General features: G+C 40.0%; 18 protein-coding genes. 2 read left to right on the top strand and 16 right to left on the bottom strand.

Translation table 11 applies throughout. From position 1 onward, the window contains the following. The coding region (locus FNH22_RS32475) for a hypothetical protein (RefSeq protein ID WP_221420357.1) at window positions 1-201 on the top strand (201 nt) is incomplete at its 5' end. 67 nt (window positions 202-268) lie between these two features. Here FNH22_RS32475 and FNH22_RS26140 read toward each other — a convergent pair. The 5 genes from FNH22_RS26140 to FNH22_RS26120 are packed head-to-tail and all read right to left on the bottom strand — an operon-like array spanning window position 269 to window position 6,044. After that, complete coding sequence (locus FNH22_RS26140) at window positions 269-1,057, bottom strand: SDR family NAD(P)-dependent oxidoreductase (RefSeq protein WP_143401463.1); 789 nt, start codon at window positions 1,055-1,057, stop codon at window positions 269-271. Between the two features lie 12 nt (window positions 1,058-1,069). Further along, window positions 1,070-2,236, bottom strand: a complete 1,167-nt coding sequence (locus FNH22_RS26135; protein ID WP_143401462.1) for a mandelate racemase/muconate lactonizing enzyme family protein — start codon at window positions 2,234-2,236, stop codon at window positions 1,070-1,072. A 10-nt stretch (window positions 2,237-2,246) separates the two neighbouring features. Continuing rightward, window positions 2,247-2,957, bottom strand: a complete 711-nt coding sequence (locus tag FNH22_RS26130) for an RraA family protein (protein WP_221420356.1) — start codon at window positions 2,955-2,957, stop codon at window positions 2,247-2,249. Next, window positions 2,950-5,763: a sugar-binding domain-containing protein gene (locus tag FNH22_RS26125; protein WP_143401461.1), complete on the bottom strand. Its 2,814-nt coding sequence runs from the start codon at window positions 5,761-5,763 to the stop codon at window positions 2,950-2,952. Before FNH22_RS26125 ends, FNH22_RS26130 begins: the two co-directional genes overlap by 8 nt. After that, on the bottom strand, window positions 5,760-6,044 hold the full coding sequence (locus FNH22_RS26120; protein WP_143401460.1) for a hypothetical protein: 285 nt from the start codon (window positions 6,042-6,044) through the stop codon (window positions 5,760-5,762). The genes FNH22_RS26125 and FNH22_RS26120 overlap by 4 nt, the downstream gene beginning before the upstream one ends. Window positions 6,045-6,318: 274 nt before the next feature. On the opposite strand from FNH22_RS26120, the gene FNH22_RS26115 reads away from it, so the two are divergent. Next, a complete protein-coding gene (locus tag FNH22_RS26115; RefSeq protein WP_143401459.1) occupies window positions 6,319-7,203 on the top strand; it encodes an AraC family transcriptional regulator in 885 nt (294 codons plus the stop codon). A gap of 133 nt (window positions 7,204-7,336) precedes the next feature. Here FNH22_RS26115 and FNH22_RS26110 read toward each other — a convergent pair whose 3' ends face one another. The 11 genes from FNH22_RS26110 to FNH22_RS26060 all read right to left on the bottom strand — a co-directional run bounded on the left by FNH22_RS26110 (window position 7,337) and on the right by FNH22_RS26060 (window position 19,511). Next, entirely contained in the window at window positions 7,337-9,253 is a 1,917-nt protein-coding gene (locus FNH22_RS26110; RefSeq protein WP_143401458.1) for a nucleoside-diphosphate sugar epimerase/dehydratase, read from the bottom strand. A gap of 4 nt (window positions 9,254-9,257) precedes the next feature. Continuing rightward, window positions 9,258-9,440 carry a hypothetical protein gene (locus FNH22_RS26105; protein WP_143401457.1) on the bottom strand — a complete coding sequence of 61 codons (183 nt, stop codon included), beginning with the start codon at window positions 9,438-9,440 and terminating at the stop codon, window positions 9,258-9,260. 3 nt (window positions 9,441-9,443) lie between these two features. Further along, a complete protein-coding gene (locus FNH22_RS26100; protein WP_185154420.1) occupies window positions 9,444-12,851 on the bottom strand; it encodes a T9SS type A sorting domain-containing protein in 3,408 nt (1,135 codons plus the stop codon). An 89-nt stretch (window positions 12,852-12,940) separates the two neighbouring features. Continuing rightward, complete coding sequence (locus tag FNH22_RS26095; RefSeq protein WP_370513200.1) at window positions 12,941-14,092, bottom strand: DegT/DnrJ/EryC1/StrS family aminotransferase; 1,152 nt, start codon at window positions 14,090-14,092, stop codon at window positions 12,941-12,943. Beyond that, window positions 14,089-14,676, bottom strand: coding sequence for a sugar transferase (locus tag FNH22_RS26090; protein ID WP_143401455.1), 588 nt, complete (start codon window positions 14,674-14,676; stop codon window positions 14,089-14,091). Before FNH22_RS26090 ends, FNH22_RS26095 begins: the two co-directional genes overlap by 4 nt. Continuing rightward, complete coding sequence (locus FNH22_RS26085) at window positions 14,651-15,634, bottom strand: UDP-GlcNAc--UDP-phosphate GlcNAc-1-phosphate transferase (protein ID WP_143401454.1); 984 nt, start codon at window positions 15,632-15,634, stop codon at window positions 14,651-14,653. Before FNH22_RS26085 ends, FNH22_RS26090 begins: the two co-directional genes overlap by 26 nt. Continuing rightward, window positions 15,621-16,589: an NAD-dependent epimerase/dehydratase family protein gene (locus tag FNH22_RS26080; RefSeq protein WP_143401453.1), complete on the bottom strand. Its 969-nt coding sequence runs from the start codon at window positions 16,587-16,589 to the stop codon at window positions 15,621-15,623. Before FNH22_RS26080 ends, FNH22_RS26085 begins: the two co-directional genes overlap by 14 nt. Beyond that, window positions 16,586-17,134 carry an archaeosortase/exosortase family protein gene (locus FNH22_RS26075; protein WP_185154418.1) on the bottom strand — a complete coding sequence of 183 codons (549 nt, stop codon included), beginning with the start codon at window positions 17,132-17,134 and terminating at the stop codon, window positions 16,586-16,588. The genes FNH22_RS26080 and FNH22_RS26075 overlap by 4 nt, the downstream gene beginning before the upstream one ends. Before the next feature lie 27 nt (window positions 17,135-17,161). Then, a complete protein-coding gene (locus FNH22_RS26070) occupies window positions 17,162-17,908 on the bottom strand; it encodes a glycosyltransferase family 2 protein (protein ID WP_143401451.1) in 747 nt (248 codons plus the stop codon). Then, window positions 17,905-18,456 carry a WcaF family extracellular polysaccharide biosynthesis acetyltransferase gene (locus tag FNH22_RS26065; protein ID WP_143401450.1) on the bottom strand — a complete coding sequence of 184 codons (552 nt, stop codon included), beginning with the start codon at window positions 18,454-18,456 and terminating at the stop codon, window positions 17,905-17,907. Before FNH22_RS26065 ends, FNH22_RS26070 begins: the two co-directional genes overlap by 4 nt. Beyond that, entirely contained in the window at window positions 18,453-19,511 is a 1,059-nt protein-coding gene (locus FNH22_RS26060) for a glycosyltransferase (RefSeq protein WP_143401449.1), read from the bottom strand. Before FNH22_RS26060 ends, FNH22_RS26065 begins: the two co-directional genes overlap by 4 nt. Between the last annotated feature and the right edge of the window lie 67 nt (window positions 19,512-19,578).

Below are 19,578 nucleotides of genomic sequence, written 5' to 3'. Positions count from 1 at the left end.
TCTTGCCCGATAGCAGCCACTCTTCGTAATGCTCTTGCATCTTTGAAGCGTCGTGTCTTTTCATCACGCAAGATTACAGGGTTTAGGCCAACTTTGAAATATGCGGTTCTTCGGATGGATACAAAGCACTTTATCTCCTTCTTGCAGAAATTCCAGGGCCTCACTATCCAGATTAGCGGTTATCCTGGTTTCATCCTTTGATCTCTTCTCAGATTGTACTGGACACACCAAAAAATCTCAGCTGTTTTGAACAATCTTATATTCGATTTCATACATCCTGCATGATTGCACTCCTTCCGCCATCTATCAGGTAAGTAGTTCCTGAAATGAATTGAGCATATTCACTTGCCAGGAAAGCACAGAAACCTCCAATTTCCTCCGCCGATCCAAGTCTCTTGACGGGATGGATATCTACTACTTTGTTTCTTGCTACTTCCGGATCAGGAAAAGAATCGAACCACCGCTCACCTCCCTCGGTTTCGATGAAGCCAGGGGCCAGACCCACCGTGCGGATTTCAGGTCCCCAGTCAATCGCCAGGGTACGGACCAGGCCGGTTAAGGCGGTTTTGGCTACGTTGTATGGAAAGCAATTTGGAATAGTGGTGTAGGCATGGTTAGAAGTCATGATAATAAGCACTCCCTTATTTTTCATGAGATGAGGTCGCGCGAGCTTTCCCAACCTCCAGTGGGCTGCCAGGTTCAGTTCCATGTTAAACGCCCATTGTTCTTCTGTACATTCTCCTGGCTTCTTAAAAACATTCACGCCTGCATTAGAAACTACAACGTCAATCCCTCCAAAATACTGAACTACCTCATGTACAAAAGATTCAAGCTGATCAGGACAGGTGACATCTATCTGGCGATACAATGAAGCTACTCCTTCATTTTCAACTTTCTTCTTAAAACTTACTGAACCTTCCCCTAGTTCAGCGGAGCGACCACAGCCTGCCACTGTGCATCCCGCTCGCGCCAACATCTTAGCTACACCACTGCCTATTCCGGAAGTAACCCCGGTAACTATCGCGACTTTGTCTTTAAGGTTGATCTCAAATGACATTTTTGAAAATGTTTAAATGTAAAAACCCTCCTTTTCTTTGGTTACTCCCGGGTGCTTTTCCATCTCTTCCTCGATCAAATCAACGCCTAATCCGGGTTCTTCACTCAAATGCAGCTTACCATCTCTCACCATATCTTTGATGGGGGATGTGATAATTTCATCTCTCCACGGGACATCTGTAAACATAAATTCCTGGCGGAAAAAGTTAGGCACGGATGCACAAACGTGCGCACTTGCTAAAGTGGATAATGGGCCGTTTGGATTATGTGGCGCCAAGAGCACATTGTAAGCTTCCATCATGGTTGCCATACGTTTCATCTCCGAAGGACCTCCACATCTCGTGATATCTGGCATCATGATCTCGCACAGCTGTCTTTCGAGCACTTCACGAATGCCATATCGCGTATAATGTCGTTCGCCGACTACAATTGGCGCATTTCCAGGGAGCCTCTTTCTTACTGCTTCCAGTGAATCAACATTCTCCGGCCCCACGGGCTCTTCGTACCAGGTGATATCTAAGTCTGCGAATCGTTGCGCCATTTTTACTGCCATGCGTAAGTTGAGAAGTCCGTGCGTCTCGATCATAATATCGAAATCAGGTCCAACAGTATCCCGAACGGCCTTACTCACATTGAATGCCAAATCTTGAGTTTCTTTAGTCAGTGTTAGACTTGATGACAGATGCTCCCCATACAAGTAGCTGGTATGTGCAAAAGGGTCGAACTTTAATCCTGTAAACCCTGATTCTTTAACTTTCCATGCTTGCTCAGCGTATTCTTTGGGGGTGTGTCCTCCCTTGATAAACCAGTAATTCGCGTAGAGCAACACTTCTTTTCGATATCCTCCTCCTAGCAAATCGTAACAAGGCACACCCAGCACCTTAGCTTTTAGATCCAGCAGCGCCATATCTATCCCGCTGATAGCGCAAAGACTAACGCCGTGTGGTCCTACCCAGTTCAGATCACGATAAAGCTTCGTCCAAATAAAATCCGTCTTCATGGGATCAAGTCCGATGATTCGCTCCCCTGCATGTTGCGTGGCATGGTAAACCATAGGGCTGCCTGGCCAATTAGTGGACTCACCTACACCGGTATGCCCTTCATCCGTGTAGACCTTCAGCATGGTCCAGTTGTATTTTACCCCCTCGACCAACCAAACTTTTATATCCGTTATTTTCATCGTGATGGCGTTACATTATTCCATATTTGTCGAAAGCGGCCTTTGCGCTTATGCCCTCCAAAATGGCCTTTTGAACTATTTTTTCTCCGCGTGCCTTTTCTATGGCCTTTTTAAACACCTCTTTCTCAATTTCTTGGGGCACAACGCAGACCCCATCTATATCTCCGACTACAATGTCACCCGGGTTTATCCGTACGCCTTCAATTTCAAGAGGTACCCGGTAATCGATCACCTTCCCTCTTGGCGCCTGATCTTGTGCATACCTGCCATAGGAAAATGAAGGAAAGTTTAGCGCCAGAACACCCTTTGTATCTCTTGAATACCCATTGACTACTGCCCCGGTTGCTCCCAGTTGTTGTGCCCTGGTAGCCATTAATTCTCCCCACAAGGCATAAGATGGAGATGATCCGGTACAAATGTAGATTTCGTCTTCCTTCAGGTCATCTAAAGCTTCCAGCATTAAACCAAATGGTTTTTTCATGACAGGATTATTACTATTTTCCGGAAGGTCCTCAAAGCAATCTGCCTCTAGTACGGTCATAGCCCTGCCCACTAAAAACATGTCATCCTGAAGTGGTTGTATCTGTGGTGGAAGAAACTGGTGCAGGTACCCCAGTTTATCCATAATGTCACCTATTACTGCGGTGTAAAGCTCTTCCCGTACAATGGTAAAAAGCTCTTTATCGGTTTCCCAGTACATGTCTATTTCCGTGTTATTCATTTTTAATGGCCGTTAGAATGTTTTCGAAAGTCAAGTTTTTCTTAGGTTCGAATTCAGAGCTCTCCATATAGTTCACCAGGCTGATGCGCATCTGCTTAGCTTCTATGCGATTTTCCAAATCTTTTCCAAGATCAATGGAGGAAAACAAAAGCTTTCCGTTGCCCACTTTTGCCTCGAAGATCAGTCCAAGATTTCGATTCGTGAGGAAGTCATCGATCACTCGAACCACAGGATCAACATCCAACTCGTCCAAGGTGATGATCCTGGAATTGGTGCAGAGATCCCACCATTGCCAATCGGAATGATAGTTGGTTGGGAAGTTTGAAAAAGCAGGGTGGTCGGGGTCAATAAGCAATCCCATATTTGAAACCTGTTTAAACAAAAGCTGCCCCCAAAATATAGAGCCGAATCGGTTGGGTTCTCCTATTGCTTTATTGGCAGGAGGATTGAACAAGACTTTCTTTCCTTCTGACAATAACTTTCTTGCTTCTTTGGGTGATTGGGTATAGATGACATCTGACCCTGGTATTCCTACTTTAGGAAAAACCCAAATTGACCAATCGTTAGCATATTCTGTTCCCTCAATTTCTAAAGAAACCGTAAGCTCTTTTGCGAAATCAGTTTTTAGATCTACTTGTATGAAGCCAAGAGTATCGGTATTTCCGTAGGGGATCCGCGTCCCGGTAATTACTCCATTCTCAATCTCTTCTCCTCCATCTTTGATACTCCAATTGATCTTGTAATTTTCTATTGGTTCCAGGAAATTCGCTACCTGGACTGCTGCGTTAAAGGTCTCGCTGGATTGATAACTTACCTTTCCAAATCGAAGAAGTGGAACAACCGGCGAATTGAACCTTCTGAAAGACATACTGTCAATGATACCTTTTGACTCCCAGAACACGTCCAGCATCCCTATCAGCGCAGTACCATGACCAGGGTAGTCCTGTAGCTGCAAAAGCTGAAATCCATCATATCCGGGTGTTTTGAGATTGCGTTCAATATCAGCTTTGTACAAGATCGACGCAAGCTGACCTGAAGCTTTGGCAAACTTCGGCGCCAGATCAAGCATCCCTTTTTTCTCCAGGTCATTTTTGATCGCCTGGAGGTTGACAGGCTGGGCGACCCCACTATATTTTTCAATTTCATTCAAGTCAGGAAAAATGGCATACTGACCGATCTCATGTGCCACTATGGGCTTGTCGATATGGTCAATTCGATTGCTGTAGTCACCGCTAAAATCGGGAGGAAAATCATTGAAATACCCTTGCCCTCTCACCCAGCCTTTATCCGTCCATTGGGTGATGAAAAACTCATCTTCCGGCTGAGGCAAAGTGCCCACTCCCTTTTGAAAGGAGAATGTGGTGGTAGTGTAGAGCCTCCTGCCATCTTTCACCTTCAACCTTTCAACCTGGCTGTTGAGCCAACTCATGTCCCCTTCCAGCTCATTTCCCATAGACATCAGGACAAAAGAGGGGTGGTTGCCATACTCCTTCAGAATTCGATCTGCTTCTTTTTCGAGGAAATTGAGGGCCTCTTTATCCTTGCCTACGGTCAAACTCCAATGCGGCAGCTCAGCTTGCAGATACATTCCTAATTGATCTGCCACCTCAAAAGCAGCTTTTGGCGGGCACCAGGAATGAAATCGTATGTGATTGAAACCATAGGATTTTACGACTTTCAACCTCATCAGCCATTCCGCTTCCGTCATATCCACGCGGCCTTTAATTGGATAAACAGCACAATCCAGGTTGCCACGAAGAAATATTCGTTTGTCATTTAGCATAAGAGTGGTTCCATCTGCTTTGACATCTCTCAAACCAAATGATGTTGTGAAATTTTCGGATGAGTTCTTTTTACCAAATGTTAGATTATAGGTATTTGGATTGTGCTCATCCCAGACTTCTATCTCTCCAGGGAGTGGGATTGTCGCAGTAACAGCCTTTCCATTGACCTTTCCAGGAGTTTCTCCCGACTCCAGCATCTTTCCATTTTGAGAAATTGCCCAATTAAAAGCCTGATCGTCAATTATATCACCATAAAAAAAGGCGTTGATCGTGAGCTTTTTGTTTTTCAAACCAGGATAAACCGCCAACTCACGAATAGCCTCTGGTTCCAACTTGGTTAACGAGATCTTTCCGATAATTCCATTCCATTTGCCTTGGGTATGGTTGCTATAAGCATGTGAGAACCCTACTGATATGGGTGCAGGATATCGCTCATGTTCAAAGCTTATACCAGGTTCAATAAATGAATTATCCACCATGATCGTGACCGTATTTTCTCCTTCTACCAAAAAATCATTGATTTCAAAGCGATGCGCAGTAGAAAGGCTACTATCGGTCCCGACCATACTTCCATTGATCCAAACTTTCGATTGCCAGAGCACTCTTTCCAGTTCCAGGACACTGCGACCATTCACAATATTTCCAGGGATATTCACTTTGCGTTGGTACCAGGCTTTACCTGTGTAATAGTGGCTTCTAGTGAGATGAAACATGGTTTTTTTACTGATCTCAGGGGTCAAACTGTGTGGGACTCCCAGCTCATTTTCTGCCAGGGTCCCAGGTAAATTTACCAGGACTCCCTTGATTTGTCGGGTGTACCATTGCTCTTTCTCTCCCTGGTCCAAAGAGTCCAGAATGACTGTCCATTCGCCATGGAGTGAGATAGAGTTGGGTTGCCTGGATGAGCACGAGAATAGGAAAAAGGAAAACAGGATTGAAATTATAATAACTCCTTCTTGCCCCCACTGAGCGATGGAACTCCTTGGAATAGTATTGTTTTTGAAAGTCTTAGGGTTGATCATTTGGCAAGGGTTTTAATTTTTGAAAAATCAATCTTCTGGCCAGGGTTGAAATCCGGCCCATTCATATAGGCCATCAAACTGCTTTTCATCTGCTTAGCCTCGACCCGGTTTTCGAGATCATTGGCTAGGTCGATAGAAGTGAGTAGCAGTTTACCCTCTCCCGCCTTTGCCTTGAAAATATTGCCCGGACTTCGGTTGATCACGAAATTGTTGACCACCCGAACGACGGGATCAACCTCTATCAAGTAGGGATTCCGAGGATACTGAAGGCCCATCTTCATTACCCGCAATGGTCATTAAAAGCGTGAGTAAAAAAACAGTTTTTGCGGTTTTGATTTGGGATAACATAGATTATTAGTTTATGTTTTCTCGAAAAAAAATACAAAATTCCTCAACACCATTTTTGAAATAATTTTTATTCAAAAACATAAAATTTGGATTTTATGCATGTTTATACATTTTTACACTGTCAAATTTATAAAAATGCTAATTTCATCACATGGACATATACAAAGATGATATAGACAATTATTCAATAATCGAATACAATACGTTATGAGGAGCAGGCAGTTGAAGAGTGGATTCAAAGGTGAAAAGATGATTGTAGTGCCACGCGGAACCACAAGAAAATACAGCAGTCACGAACTTGTCAGTAACCTTTATTTAACCGATATCGGTTTTTTTCCAAAAGCCCTGAATCACTTTAGAGACCGCCCTTTGGGGTGCCTGGAATACATTTTGATCTACTGTTTGGAAGGCAGAGGAAAAATCAAAACGAAAAACAAAAAATACAAGCTCGAGCCGAACACATTTTTCATCATAGAAAAAGACAAACCACACCAATACGCGTCAGACGGTAAAGACCCCTGGAGCATTTACTGGATCCACTTCAAGGGCATTAATGCAGCCTATCTTTATAAAAAATTTGAAAAGCATAATAACAGTAAACCTATTTTCATCCCTTTTCATCAAAACAAAGTTGCAGAGTTTGAGTATCTGCTGGATCTATTCAAAATGGGTTACACGGACCAGATTTTTGAATATTCCAGTATGTTATTGCATAAACTTCTTGGTTCATTTATTTACTACAGTATAAAATCTAATGATCATAACGACCGCAGTAGGGACGACCTTGCCAAGCAAATAACAGAGTACCTCAACTCAAACATATACAATACCTTGACCATGAATGATATCATTTCCGAATTCGGAAAATCTTCTTCTACATTATTCACGATTTTCAAGGAACGAACCGGGTATTCCATCATGTACTTTTTCAGTTTGATAAAAATCCAAAAGGCCTGCGAGCTTATGAACCTCACGACTCTATCTATCAAGGAAATAAGCTACCAGTTAGATTACCAGGATCCATTATACTTTTCGAGAGTGTTTAAAAAATTTATGGGTGTATCTCCGCGGGAATATAAGAAGAGTTTCTAGTTAGATTGAAAATTTCCAAATTTTCAATTATGCCGCGCTTTACAGTAAATAAGCTTTGTACAAATCAAAACACTGAAATAGATTGGATAACAAGTTTTTTTGGGGTGCGATTTTATCAGCCTCTAATGTAGGTCTAAATTTGGGGTGGTGCTATTCCGTCAAGCACTTCATAAATAGAACTATTACTTTTATACTCCGGAACTAATGCTTTCATTAATGAAACTGATGTATAGCTATCGTGCCCTTCGTCAATAGCACTCTTCAAAGACTTCATCCCTTTATCCACCAACTCATATTCAAACCGTTGCGTTTTGGCGATCATGATCTTTTCATGATGGGTTGGCATAGTATTTTCTTTATCCGCAAGAAGCTCTTCATATAGTTTTTCTCCTTCTCTCAGACCTGTAAAAACTATTTCAATATCTTTATCTAACTCCAGGCCAGATAGTTTAATCATTTTCTTCGCTAAATCTACTATTTTCACTGACTTCCCCATGTCAAATATAAATATCTCCCCACCTCTTGCCATAGCGCCTGCTTCCAATATAAGTTGGCAAGCTTCACGTATGGTCATAAAAAAACGGGTAATCTCAGGGTGGGTGACAGTAATGGGACCACCTTCCATTATTTGCTTTTTAAAGACAGGAATAACCGATCCATTTGATCCCAAAACATTACCAAAACGTGTGGTTACGAAGACTGTTGATGATTTTTGCGGTTGGGACAGTTCCCTGTTATTCAAAGACTGAACGTACATTTCAGCCAATCTCTTCGAACATCCCATCACACTGGTTGGATTAACCGCTTTATCGGTAGAAACCATTACGAATTTTCGCACTCCTTTACGTAGTGAAATGTCTGCAAGGCATTTTGTCCCTAATATATTTGTTTTAATAGCCTCCACAGTATTTAACTCCATCAGGGGCACATGTTTGTATGCCGCTGCATGAAAAACGATCTCAGGTTGTTCATCTTGAAAAATCTGATCTATTCTGAGCTCGTCCGTTATATCTGCCACGTACGCCTTAATCACTACCTTATCTGATATTTCTCGCTGCAGCTCATACAGCGCCGATTCACTTTGGTCTATCAGTACTACCTGTTCCGGTTTATGGTATATTAGCAGTCTCACCAATTCGCTGCCTATCGACCCAGCGGCACCTGTTACACAAATGCACTTACCTGTTATTTGGGCTTTTACCTTTTCATTATTAAGTCGAATTGATGCTCTACCTAATAGGTCGTCTATTCTTACTTCCCTTATTTGCTTAATACTGAGCTCCCCCCTCACCCATTGATCCAAACTTGGTACCGATCTGACACGCACTTCATGATTAAGACATATATCTACCAATTCGTTAGTTCTTTCCGTATCCAGATTTTGCGTGGAAATTATCATCTCCTGAACCCCCAGGCTTCTGAGTTTCCTGGCAAAATCATCACCCCCACTGTAAATTCGTGTCCCATTTATTACTTTCCCTACTTTCCTGTTATCGTCTTCGAAAAATGCTTCTATTTTATAATTAACATCATTACTTTCCAAAAGAACCGATTGGGTGACTATACCTAGTTCTCCTGCTCCAAAAATTGCCACAGATACTTTTCCACTATTAGCACTTCTGTAGTAAGAAAAGATATTTTTTATTAATAGACGATACTGAAATAGTGCTACAAAACTGGCCAGTAATGTGATGAGAATAATGGAGTAGGGTATCAAGTTTTTTCTAAAAAAATAGAAAAAAACTAAGTTCATGAATGTCACGACGACCCCCATTAAAAAAAGCGTAGAGAGTAATCTCTTGCCGTCATGGATTCCTGTATATCGGACTATCCCTGAGTAGCTTTTTGTTAAAAAAGTGGCTACAAGAAACGATAGTAAATTAGCTAGAATTCCGTTTTTCAGATTAAATTGAAAAACCTGGACCCAATCAAAATTGAACCGTAACAGGTAAGCCAGTAAAGAGGAAAGTATTATTATCAATGAGTCAATGATAATAATGACCCATCTCGGTAAAATGCGAAGTTTAAGTACCTGTTTTGTAACGGACAAAAATCTACTTTTTCGATTTGTTTTTGATGATTTTAGCCAGTCCTAATCCACCTCCAAAAATCATCAAATATTCAATCCCACCAAATGGTATATCCCTATCTCCAGGGCCACCTCCCCCGGGTTGGCTAAATACGTAAGAAGTGGTAATGAAAATAAGTATTATTACAAAAATATATCTTTGCTTCATTAGCTATTTCTTGATTAACCTCCTTACGAATATCTCATTTCCTGCGTCTATATTCATAATATATAATCCACTTTTAAGCGATGATAAGTCTATATTTCCTCGAAGATCCAAATTCTTTTTTGAAAAAACTAAAATACCGTTAGCATTATAAATGTTAACACTCACAAAATCAACATCCGGAGAGTCAATACCCAAGATAACATTACTCTCAAATGGGTTAGGAGAAATATGTAAATCGGACCCAATATTTGATTCAAGAGAAGTAATTACAAATGATCTGTTTTCAGAAAAAACACGACAGTCGCCATTAGCCAATGACACTTTATAAACTCCGGATTCTTCAGCCAGGAAGGTAGGCTCATTTGCTCCTTCAATCGGCTCATCATTTAAGAACCATTGTATAGATTCCGCTGTACTTGAAATTTGTAACTCATTGTTATTAACCTGAATATCCGGGATAGCAGGGGTAAATTCCAGGGTAATCGAAAACCTTTCTCCATGAGAGCCGGGGGCATCAGTCACTTCAAAATTATATACGTTTTGAGCGTCGTTTATGATGGTTTCATTGTCAAGAAATTTGTCTTTCAAAGTGATTCTATCTAATCCGCCAATACTATTAAAGCTATCAAAAACCAACTCGAAATTACCGCTGCTTACATTAGTAATATTTAATTCAGTGGTGATAGAGCAACTAGTACTTCTGGGAATGGTATTGATAACCATGTCCTGGCCCTCCATTACAGTAGATAAATTAAATATCCCATTAGCAAGTTTTCGACCATCGTATTCAGTATCAAAACCCTCTGTGGCTCTTTCATCTAATACCAAAAATGCCACGTCAGAAGATATGGTATCTGTCAAGGTTATAGCCAGCTTTTCAACCGTACTTTTAGTCCTAAAAAAACTGGTTGACGTCGATGAGACTTTAGATGATTCTGTCGCTGTCAGAGATGGTGAGCTTGCCTGAGTCTGGACCCAGAACCCCTGGCCGGAAGCAATAATGCCATCTGTAAGTGTCCCTGTTGCAGTACCTGCATTATAGGAAAGATATTGATTATTCTCAGCATCCCATACAGATACTGTACCCCCTACCGAACCATTTCTGGTCAGGAGGTCATAATCAATTGGAGCCGGATAAGGATTACCAAGAAAGTTCCATCCATCCCCTGTCGGATTGCCCGGTGAGGATTCGGTATAGGTCACTCCAAAATCAACATCCCCTTGATTAAGCGTTCCTGTAGCATCGAGTGTCACATTGGCATTGACATCCCTGTAAACCGAGTAGCCTGTATGAGGTGTCATAGGCGTAGAACTGGTTAAACCAGCCTGCCAGCCCTGATCTATATCACCGGTAATTGCTTCAGAGTAACTAAAAACATTTGGCAGTCCATCATTCACTGAATTAAGGCGAACGTCATCAGCTTCGTCCAACTGTGCTCCTGTTATTCCATTTAATGGAATGGATATATTTCTAAATCTATCGATAGCAAAAGCCCGTATGAAACGCTCAGTGGTCACATTACCTGTAACAGAAGAACCAACAGGAATAGTGCTGACCATGGCCGTGGACGATACTCCTGTTGAACTTATCGTAAAACTCCCTGTATCTGCAGCTCCGTCTGCATCAAATGTAACCGCGTTCCCTAGAGTAAGTATGTTTTCAAGCGTCGTAGTACCTTCATTATTTACGTTGTTGTCCAACTGCATATCATAGAATTGCGTAGTTCCATTGATATCCTGAGTGGACGAACCGCTGAAAGTGACCAGACCGGTGCCTGCATTAAATGTTCCATTATTCGTAAAATCACCTTCAATATCAAAGTTGGCAGCTGTAGCGGTAGTGCCTGCATTAATGGTCAGGTTATTATACGTGAAATCCGGGATGAACTGGGTTGTTCCGTTAAACAGAATCGTCGACCCTGTAATGGTATGACCGGTAGCAGCGTTAGGTGTAAAAGTACCTGCGATACTGATTGTACCGGAAGAAGGTAATGTTTTGTTGAAATTACTGAACTGCAAATTTCCGTATGTCCCAGCCGGAACACTTTGTCCATCAGCGACTTGCACAAACCGAACAGTGCCATTTGCATTGCTTGTAAGTGAACTGCTCGACAGACTAACATTACTACTAAGTGACAAGGTACTTGAATTAATGTCAAGCGTTACCTGAGTTAAAGACAAGTTATTTACTATTGTTAGGTTTGAAGTTAGGTCTACAGTACCACCACTTTTAGTAATTGATAATTGTCTTAAATTTTCAAAACCAGAAGTAAAAAAGAGATTATCAACACTCGCCGTTCCGGTAAGTGTCAGATTTGATGAGCTAGATCCTCTGATTGAACCAGAAGTTCGGATGACATTTCCTTCCACAATAAAGTTATGCGTATTGAAAATACTAAGCCTTAATATTCCACTTTCAAGATTAAGCGTTCCTCTGACCCTGGTAGCATTACCAAGCTCATAGGTTCCTGAATTAGATATAGTGAGATTACCATAATTCTGTACATCTACCGATTGTGTACCTCCTTGTGCATAGTCTACAGTACTTGTTTCACCCAATGTTCCAATAGTGGGCAATGTAGTATTTGCTAAAATTAGCGTCCCTCCGTCGCTCACATTAACCGTACCGGTAAGTGTAAAACCTGAGGGAATTGTCAAATCTGCTCCATTTTCTACACGAACATTTTCAATTGTACCCGCCGCAGGCCAGTTTGCATCAAACGTCCCTCCTGCATCATCAATAATGAATGTAGCCCCTGCATCTGTAAAATTAAGAGGATTGGCCCCAAGTTCATCCTGAGTGCTTGACCAGCTTGTCAGGTCATCCAAGTTGGTATTGGAAGCTGCAATGGAATAAAAGGTTGAAGAAACAGAAGCCGTCCCTTGAATCAGAACGTCATCAATAAAATAGCTAGCCCCATTATTAATCGTTGATATAACCCACCTGACGTAAACTACGGACTGATTATTGACTGCGGTGGGTAAGGTAGCCGATTGTGTCACAAAAGATCCGGCGGTAGCATTGTCTGTATAAGTTACACCTGAACTTGAAAAACCTGATTTTGATCCTATAGCATACTCCAGAACCAACGGTTCCGCGCCCAAATCATCTCTGGCTTCCCATTGAACGGTGATGCTTGAAAACCCTGAAGTACTGAAATTGGTTGATTCCAGAGCTGAATTAATGGCCACAGAACTTGAAGGAATCGTCAGGTCAGCACAATTAGGTGTAGAATTGAAAACGCCTGACGTGGTTGACCATAGCTCACCGAAGTCCACTGTATTACTCCAGCCTGATGGAGGGTTTGGAACGGTGGTACCTACATCAAAATTCTCAGAAAGTAGCGTCGTTTGCGCAAATGAATTTGTAAAAACAGCAAAAAAAACAACAACTAGTATTATATTCTTCATACCCATTAGGAATCTTCTGATTACAAAATACGAAATTAATAATAAGATACAGTATATCCTCCGAATCTTACAACATAAATACCTCATTACTAAGACCTGGTAACCTGATCAAGTACTTTCAATACTGCATCAGTTACCCGCTCTAAATCTGCCGCCCCCATATTGGACCCAGAAGGCAAACACAAGCCGGAAGAAAACAAATGATCGGAGATCCCATTATCAAAATACTGTTTTTCCTGATATATGGGCTGTCGATGCATAGGATTCCATAAAAGCCTGGATTCAATACTTACTTGTTCCAATTCAAATCTTAGTGTTTCTGCACTAACAGAAGTAATTTCCCTATCAATAAGTAGCGTGGTCAACCATCGATTACAATAAACACCGGGTAGTTCTTCCAGAAATTTCACCCCTTCTATCTGACCAAGCCTTTCCTTATAATATGCAAATATCTCCCGCCTCTTTTCTATTCTGTCCTGAAGTACTTCCATCTGCCCCCTGCCAATACTCGCAGCAATATTACTCATAACATAGTTGTAGCCAATGGCAGAGTGTTGATAATAATTGGTACGGTCTCTGGATTGTGAGGCTAAAAACCTTGCCCTTTCAATCCAATCCCCATTATTGGATACTAAAGCCCCACCCCCTGAAGTAGTAATTATTTTATTATCGTTGAAGGAATAGACGCCCAAATCCCCAAATGTGCCGACTTTCTTCCCTTTCCTGGTAGCTCCCAAAGCCTCGGCAGCATCTTCGATTAAGGGAATTTGAAAGTGGTTACAAATGTTGGCTACTTCTTCGATCTTACCCGGCATTCCGTAAACATGAACAAAAATGATGGCTTTGGGCTTTTTACCAATTTTAATTAATTCATCTATGGCCTTAACCAACAGTTCAGGATCCATGTTCCATGTCTCAGATTCACTATCGATAAAAACTGGTTCCGCACCCTGGTAGACAATGGGATTGGCCGAAGCAGCAAATGTAAATGTAGAGCACAACACTACGTCTCCGCGTTTTATACCAAGAAGAACCAGTGCAAGATGTATCGCAGCAGTACCGGAATTTAATGCAACAACATGATCGATACCAAGAAAATTGCTTAATGCCCCTTCCAGCTCATCCAGGTTTTCCCCTCTCCCGGCAATCCATTCCTGTCCGAAGGCCTGCTTTACATATTTGAGTTCCTCATCACTAAAATGAGGAGGTGACAGTAAGATCGGTTTTGAGATAGAGGTCAAATGGAATGAGTTAACGTTTTACTTTGCGTTATTTTTGTTTTAAAAGGACTCAAAACAGTTTTCAATAGTATGATTATATCTTTTTTGAATGAAATATCAGAAGCATATGCATCATCTAACCTGAATCTTTCCGGCCAGTCTAACTCATTACCTCCTTTCGTTTGAACCAGGCCGGTAATTCCCGGTTTTATCAGACTCCTGGTCTTTGAATAACCATTTAATAAATCAACATATTCTTCCGGTAAAGGCCTTGGCCCGACTAAAGACATTTCGCCTTTAATTACATTCAACAGTTGGGGTATCTCGTCAAAACCTGAAGCTCTCAAGAACCGACCCATTTTCGTAACATCCTCATGGCTAAATTCAAAATCAGAATATCCTTTTACTGCAAGAGTCCGAAATTTATAGAGTATAAAAGGTTTGTTGTTTTTTCCCAGACGCGATTGTTTAAACATCACTGGTCTGGTATCAAACACCAATATACTCATGGCAATTAACCCCGTTAGCGGCATTAATAATATTGAAAGTATTAACGCCAGGAAAACATCCAAAATCCTCTTAATATGAGTCTGATAACCAAACACTACCTGTAATCTTGGTTTTAATGATCAAATAAAAAGCGGCACCAGAAATCATTAGCACTATTGCCCATAAAAGCTGGTGCTCCGTCTGAAAACTATAAATCAGCAGAACTATCAAACCAATAAGAAATTGTGCCACACTGTAAATGGTAGAAACCAATAAATGCGACACATTCAACCGATTAATTGCCACCTGGAATAAGTGTTTTCTATGAGGTTCAAATATATTTTCCTTGTTTCGAATTCGCTGCACAATGGTTATAACTACATCCAACCCATAGATAAGAAGAAGTAAGATCCACAATAAGCTACCTGAACTTATGATCAGGTTGATTATCAGGTAAGCTATAATCAAACCTATTGTAATACTTCCTACATCTCCCGCAAAACACAACGCTCTTTTTCTAAAGTTAAAAACGCTAAATGATAATGTACCAATAAGAAGAAATATTATAACATTAGTATCTGCAAACTTAATTAATTGCTCATTTATTATGAGTAAAATAAGTAATAATGAACAACTATACCCCGCAGTAATACCATTTATTCCATCCATAAAATTAAATGCGTTGAGTACTCCTGTCACAATAATTATAGCGCTTATTATAAATAACCAGTTCCATATTTCAAATATTCCAACATCATATAACATCATAACTACTGAAAATACTTGAAAAACAAGTCTAAAAGAACCCGGCAGGTTCCTTATATCATCAATGAAACTTATTGCTGCCAGTAGTAGTAGTCCGATCAGGAAAAAATAATTATCGTTATCAGAATATATAAAGTAAGCACAGTAAGCAAGCACAAATAACGCTCCGCCTCCTCTTACTATTTGCCCGGAGTGCATCGTTCTATGATTGGGTTTATCTATAATTCTTAGCCTTCTTGCCACAAGGATATATGACCACTCCAGCAAAACAAATGCGAAGAAATAAACAAGGATCTCAGCTGTCTTCAAAACTCTTTATCGTTGCTCTAAATTCTGCTAATGTATTGTAAGGCATTCCTTCTATTCCCAGTACATTCAGTAATTTATCTGTCGAAACTTGATAATTTTCGACAAGCTTCTTCAAGGTGTTTTCGTTGAGTGGCAATCTCAACAATGTTCCGATTTTGGAAATTTGTAAGATCATTTTTTTATTGATCTTTAAAATTCGCGCCGGTTTGTTAATGGTCATACCAATTAATTTCACCAATTCGATGGTCGAAATATCAGATCCATCCGCACAATTGTAGTCACCTTCCGGAATTTCTTTTGCTATGATTTGAGACATAACAAAGTTCAAGTTATTAACAGACAGAAAGCTCCTTTTATTATAAAATGCACCTAATGGATAAGGGTACCCTTTTTTAATTAAATTATATAACAGGTTAAGATTCCCCTTATTACCTGGACCATATACCATTGATGGACGCAGAACATACGTCTTTTTACCATCAGTCTTTATACTGGAAATATAGTTTTCTGCTTTAAGTTTTGACTTCCCATAGGCTGTTTTGGGGTCTGCCATTTGCTCTTCTGTTAACACCTGCATGGCTCTGTCTGCCAACGCTTTTACAGAACTCAGATATATAAACTTCCTTGCAGTGTCGGACGCAATAAACTCATCATACAGATGTTTGCTAAGACCATAATTCACCCGTTCATAATCGTTATCCTTATAAATTCCTGAAAGATCATGTGCAATGCCTGCAAGATGAATTATGACCTCTATTTTATATTGGTCTATTAATGCGCTGTCAACTTTAGTAAATATGTGTATGTTATTATCTCTGAATTGTCCTTCTACCTTATCTCTATCCCTTGTAAGTGCGTAGAAGTTAATTTCATGCTCATCGTGAGTTTTTGTCTTTAAATAGTGATAAAGATTACTACCAATAAAGCCTGTAATACCTGTGATCAAGATATTCATTCTGCTGATTTGATCCCTTTCAAATAAGTGATATAAACTATAATCAAGCTTATAACAACGGTAAAATTAAAAATATCATGGTGGTCAACGGTATCAAACCATGACATATGGCCGTGGGAAAACAAGATGGTCAAACCACATATCCTTATGATATTCAATAATTCAATTAAAACTATTCCTGATAGCAGATAAATAACCGTACGTTTTCCATAAAATGGATAAGCTAATATTAATGCTGTATAGCCACAAATTAATTCAAAACCCATACAAGCATACACCAAACGTATACCAGGGCTATTATCAATATTGAGCGTGAATTCAGTACGCTGAGGATCATAGCCCAAGGTATTAAGTAGATACTCGGAAAAGCCTAAAAGTATATTTCGAAAACCGGATATAACATCAAAATGAATGTCCAGCCAAGGTGAATAAAGTGCTCCGCCTTCAGACGTCACCCCAATAAATATTTTTACAATAAAGTATAGCGCTAAATAGATTGTGATCAGTTTAACCAAGAATACTATTTGTGTCTTATAGGTTGCCAAATGAAGCCTGGTTTTATACATCAAATTTTATCTGTTAATCAGTTCAAATACTTTCTTGAAGTACTTCGAATACACCATTAAATAATTGGTTTTTAATCCATTTTCACGACATGCCCTGATTATTTCTTTATTCAGTACAGTGTTACTTTTCCAGTTTTTAGTACTGGCGCCACCTGTACGCATTTTAACCATCTCTATCGGAAGATACTTGTAATTAAGCTTGTTAACGGCTAAAAAACGTATAAGCAGTTCATAATCAGAAGCAATTTTATAATCGATCTTATATACTCCAAGCTTATCATAATATTTTTTCCTTACAAAAAATGAAGGGTGAGGAGGCATAAAGCCCCATACAAACTTAACCGGTGACCAGTGACTTGAAGAATAAGTTCGAACAACACGCTCCAAATTACCTGGTGAGACAAAAAATATATCACCGATAACGGAATCGGTATCAGAGGTAAAGGCTTGTACCACCTGAGATATTATTGCGTTATGGGTATATACATCATCAGAGTTCAGAATACCTACCACATCACCCGTAGCCAGTGTAATACCTTTATTCATAGCGTCATAAATGCCTTCATCAGGTTCGCTAATCCATACTTTGATTTTATCGGAATTACGTTCTATTATACTCACCGTGTTATCTGAGGACCCACCGTCAATAACAATATATTCAATGTTATCATAATCTTGATCGGAAACAGAATTAATAGCATCCTGAAGAACTTGTTCACTATTATAACAAACCGTGATTATAGAGACCTTCATGACTCGATTATTCGTTCTTTGACCTTCACAGCCGGGTTACCGGAATAAACCATATAAGGTTCCAATTTTTTTGTAGCCACCGAACCTACAGATAGTATTGAATGCGACTCACAGATCACTCCCGGACATACCGTAGCCTTAGCACCGATCCATACACCCTCTTTGATAACAATTTCTTTTGTTATCAAATCAAAGGTCGACCGTTTGTAATTATGATTTCCTGTTAGCAAAAAAGCTCCCTGAGACAGGCATACATTATTTCCAATACTGACCTTAGTCAAATTATCAATCCATACCCCCTCACCTATCCATACATAGTTGCCTATCTCAAGCAACCATGGATATTTTATATTGACAAAAGGCTTAATATTCACACCTTTACCCACTTTAGCTCCAAAGGCTTTCAAAAGAGTTATTTTAAGAATGGAAAATGGCAATAGTCCGTTCTTAAAAACAAGGTAATTAACGAAAAACCAAAAGAATCGTTTAAAACCTGTGCCTCCCGGCTTATACCAACTATTGTCATATTTACTTAACTCCGTGATCATGAATTTGGCGAAAACAGTTTAAGGTATTTATTCTTTAGATCTGAATCTTTTATATAACGTTCGGTAACCTTTATGGCACCATGACAATATTCTCGATACTCGCTATCAGATAAATTAATGGCTTCGTTGATGGCTTCAACCAGGTTCATTAGATCAGACGTATCAATATCCCAACCGGCTTTTTTGGTTCTTAAATTTCTCCAGGGTGTTTGATCACTTATGATCACAGGTAAGCCGGTACGCATAGCTTCAAATATCGAGTGGCCAAAATTCTCACTCTTGCTTGGTTGAATGTAAAAGTCAAACTCTTTCATCGTATCAATTGCAAAAGCCGGATCAATGGCCCCATTGTACATAACCTCAATATTATCCGGAAGTTCCTTTACCACTTTCTGACATTCTTCCCAATACAATTTATCCTTGATTGGGCCATAAATAATATATTTTATGGGCTTTTTAATATGCTTTAATGCCCGAAGTATAAGGTCAATGTTTTTCATGGGGCTTATCAAAGCAATGCTTCCTAAAATGTAAACGTCATTTTCACACTTGCATTTTTTAGATGGATTACTTTCTAAAGAAGGAATGTTTCCAATTAATCGGACATTTTTATTGTAATGGTTAAATCGCTTAAGGAAGTCTTCCTTTTCCTGGCTTGTAGTTAAATGCCAACAAATTTCACCAGATAAAAAAAATGCCCTTAGCCCTGATAAATATATTTTCTTTTTTGTTGCTTTGAGTGATAAAGATGCGGATTGTAACATGCCTCTCGGTGCAATTATAACTTTGTGCGTGCCCGGCAATCTAAGGGGGATTATTGTACTGAATAAGGAAAAAACACCATTAATGTATACCACATCAATCGACTTCCCAACAATGAGGTGACTGACATAAGACTTGGTTTGATGCCTTTTATCAAGATAAGCTACCTTAGACTTTCTACCGTATTCCACCCAAATGTTTTTCTTAACTGATAAACAAGTACCATCATGATCTACATTACTGGTAATGATATAAAAGTCAATGTCGTCTTCCAGGAAATTCACAAGATTCACCAATGATCGAATCGGCCCACCTGCCTTGTATGCCGGATCGAAATAATCATAAAATATAAGGACCGTA

Origin of the sequence: Fulvivirga sp. M361, from assembly GCF_007097395.1 — a bacterium.
GTDB lineage: Bacteria > Bacteroidota > Bacteroidia > Cytophagales > Cyclobacteriaceae > Fulvivirga.
This window is presented reverse-complemented; position numbering and strand designations above follow the sequence as displayed.

Coding starts and splice junctions, on each gene's coding strand:
- FNH22_RS26100 (WP_185154420.1), bottom strand. CDS start 12,851: ATGAAGAATATAATACTAGTTGTTGTTTTTTTTGCTGTTTTTACAAAT.
- FNH22_RS26105 (WP_143401457.1), bottom strand. CDS start 9,440: ATGAAGCAAAGATATATTTTTGTAATAATACTTATTTTCATTACCACT.
- FNH22_RS26140 (WP_143401463.1), bottom strand. CDS start 1,057: ATGTCATTTGAGATCAACCTTAAAGACAAAGTCGCGATAGTTACCGGG.
- FNH22_RS26125 (WP_143401461.1), bottom strand. CDS start 5,763: ATGATCAACCCTAAGACTTTCAAAAACAATACTATTCCAAGGAGTTCC.
- FNH22_RS26130 (WP_221420356.1), bottom strand. CDS start 2,957: ATGAATAACACGGAAATAGACATGTACTGGGAAACCGATAAAGAGCTT.
- FNH22_RS26135 (WP_143401462.1), bottom strand. CDS start 2,236: ATGAAAATAACGGATATAAAAGTTTGGTTGGTCGAGGGGGTAAAATAC.
- FNH22_RS26120 (WP_143401460.1), bottom strand. CDS start 6,044: ATGAAGATGGGCCTTCAGTATCCTCGGAATCCCTACTTGATAGAGGTT.
- FNH22_RS26070 (WP_143401451.1), bottom strand. CDS start 17,908: ATGAAGGTCTCTATAATCACGGTTTGTTATAATAGTGAACAAGTTCTT.
- FNH22_RS26065 (WP_143401450.1), bottom strand. CDS start 18,456: ATGATCACGGAGTTAAGTAAATATGACAATAGTTGGTATAAGCCGGGA.
- FNH22_RS26080 (WP_143401453.1), bottom strand. CDS start 16,589: ATGAATATCTTGATCACAGGTATTACAGGCTTTATTGGTAGTAATCTT.
- FNH22_RS26115 (WP_143401459.1), top strand. CDS start 6,319: ATGAGGAGCAGGCAGTTGAAGAGTGGATTCAAAGGTGAAAAGATGATT.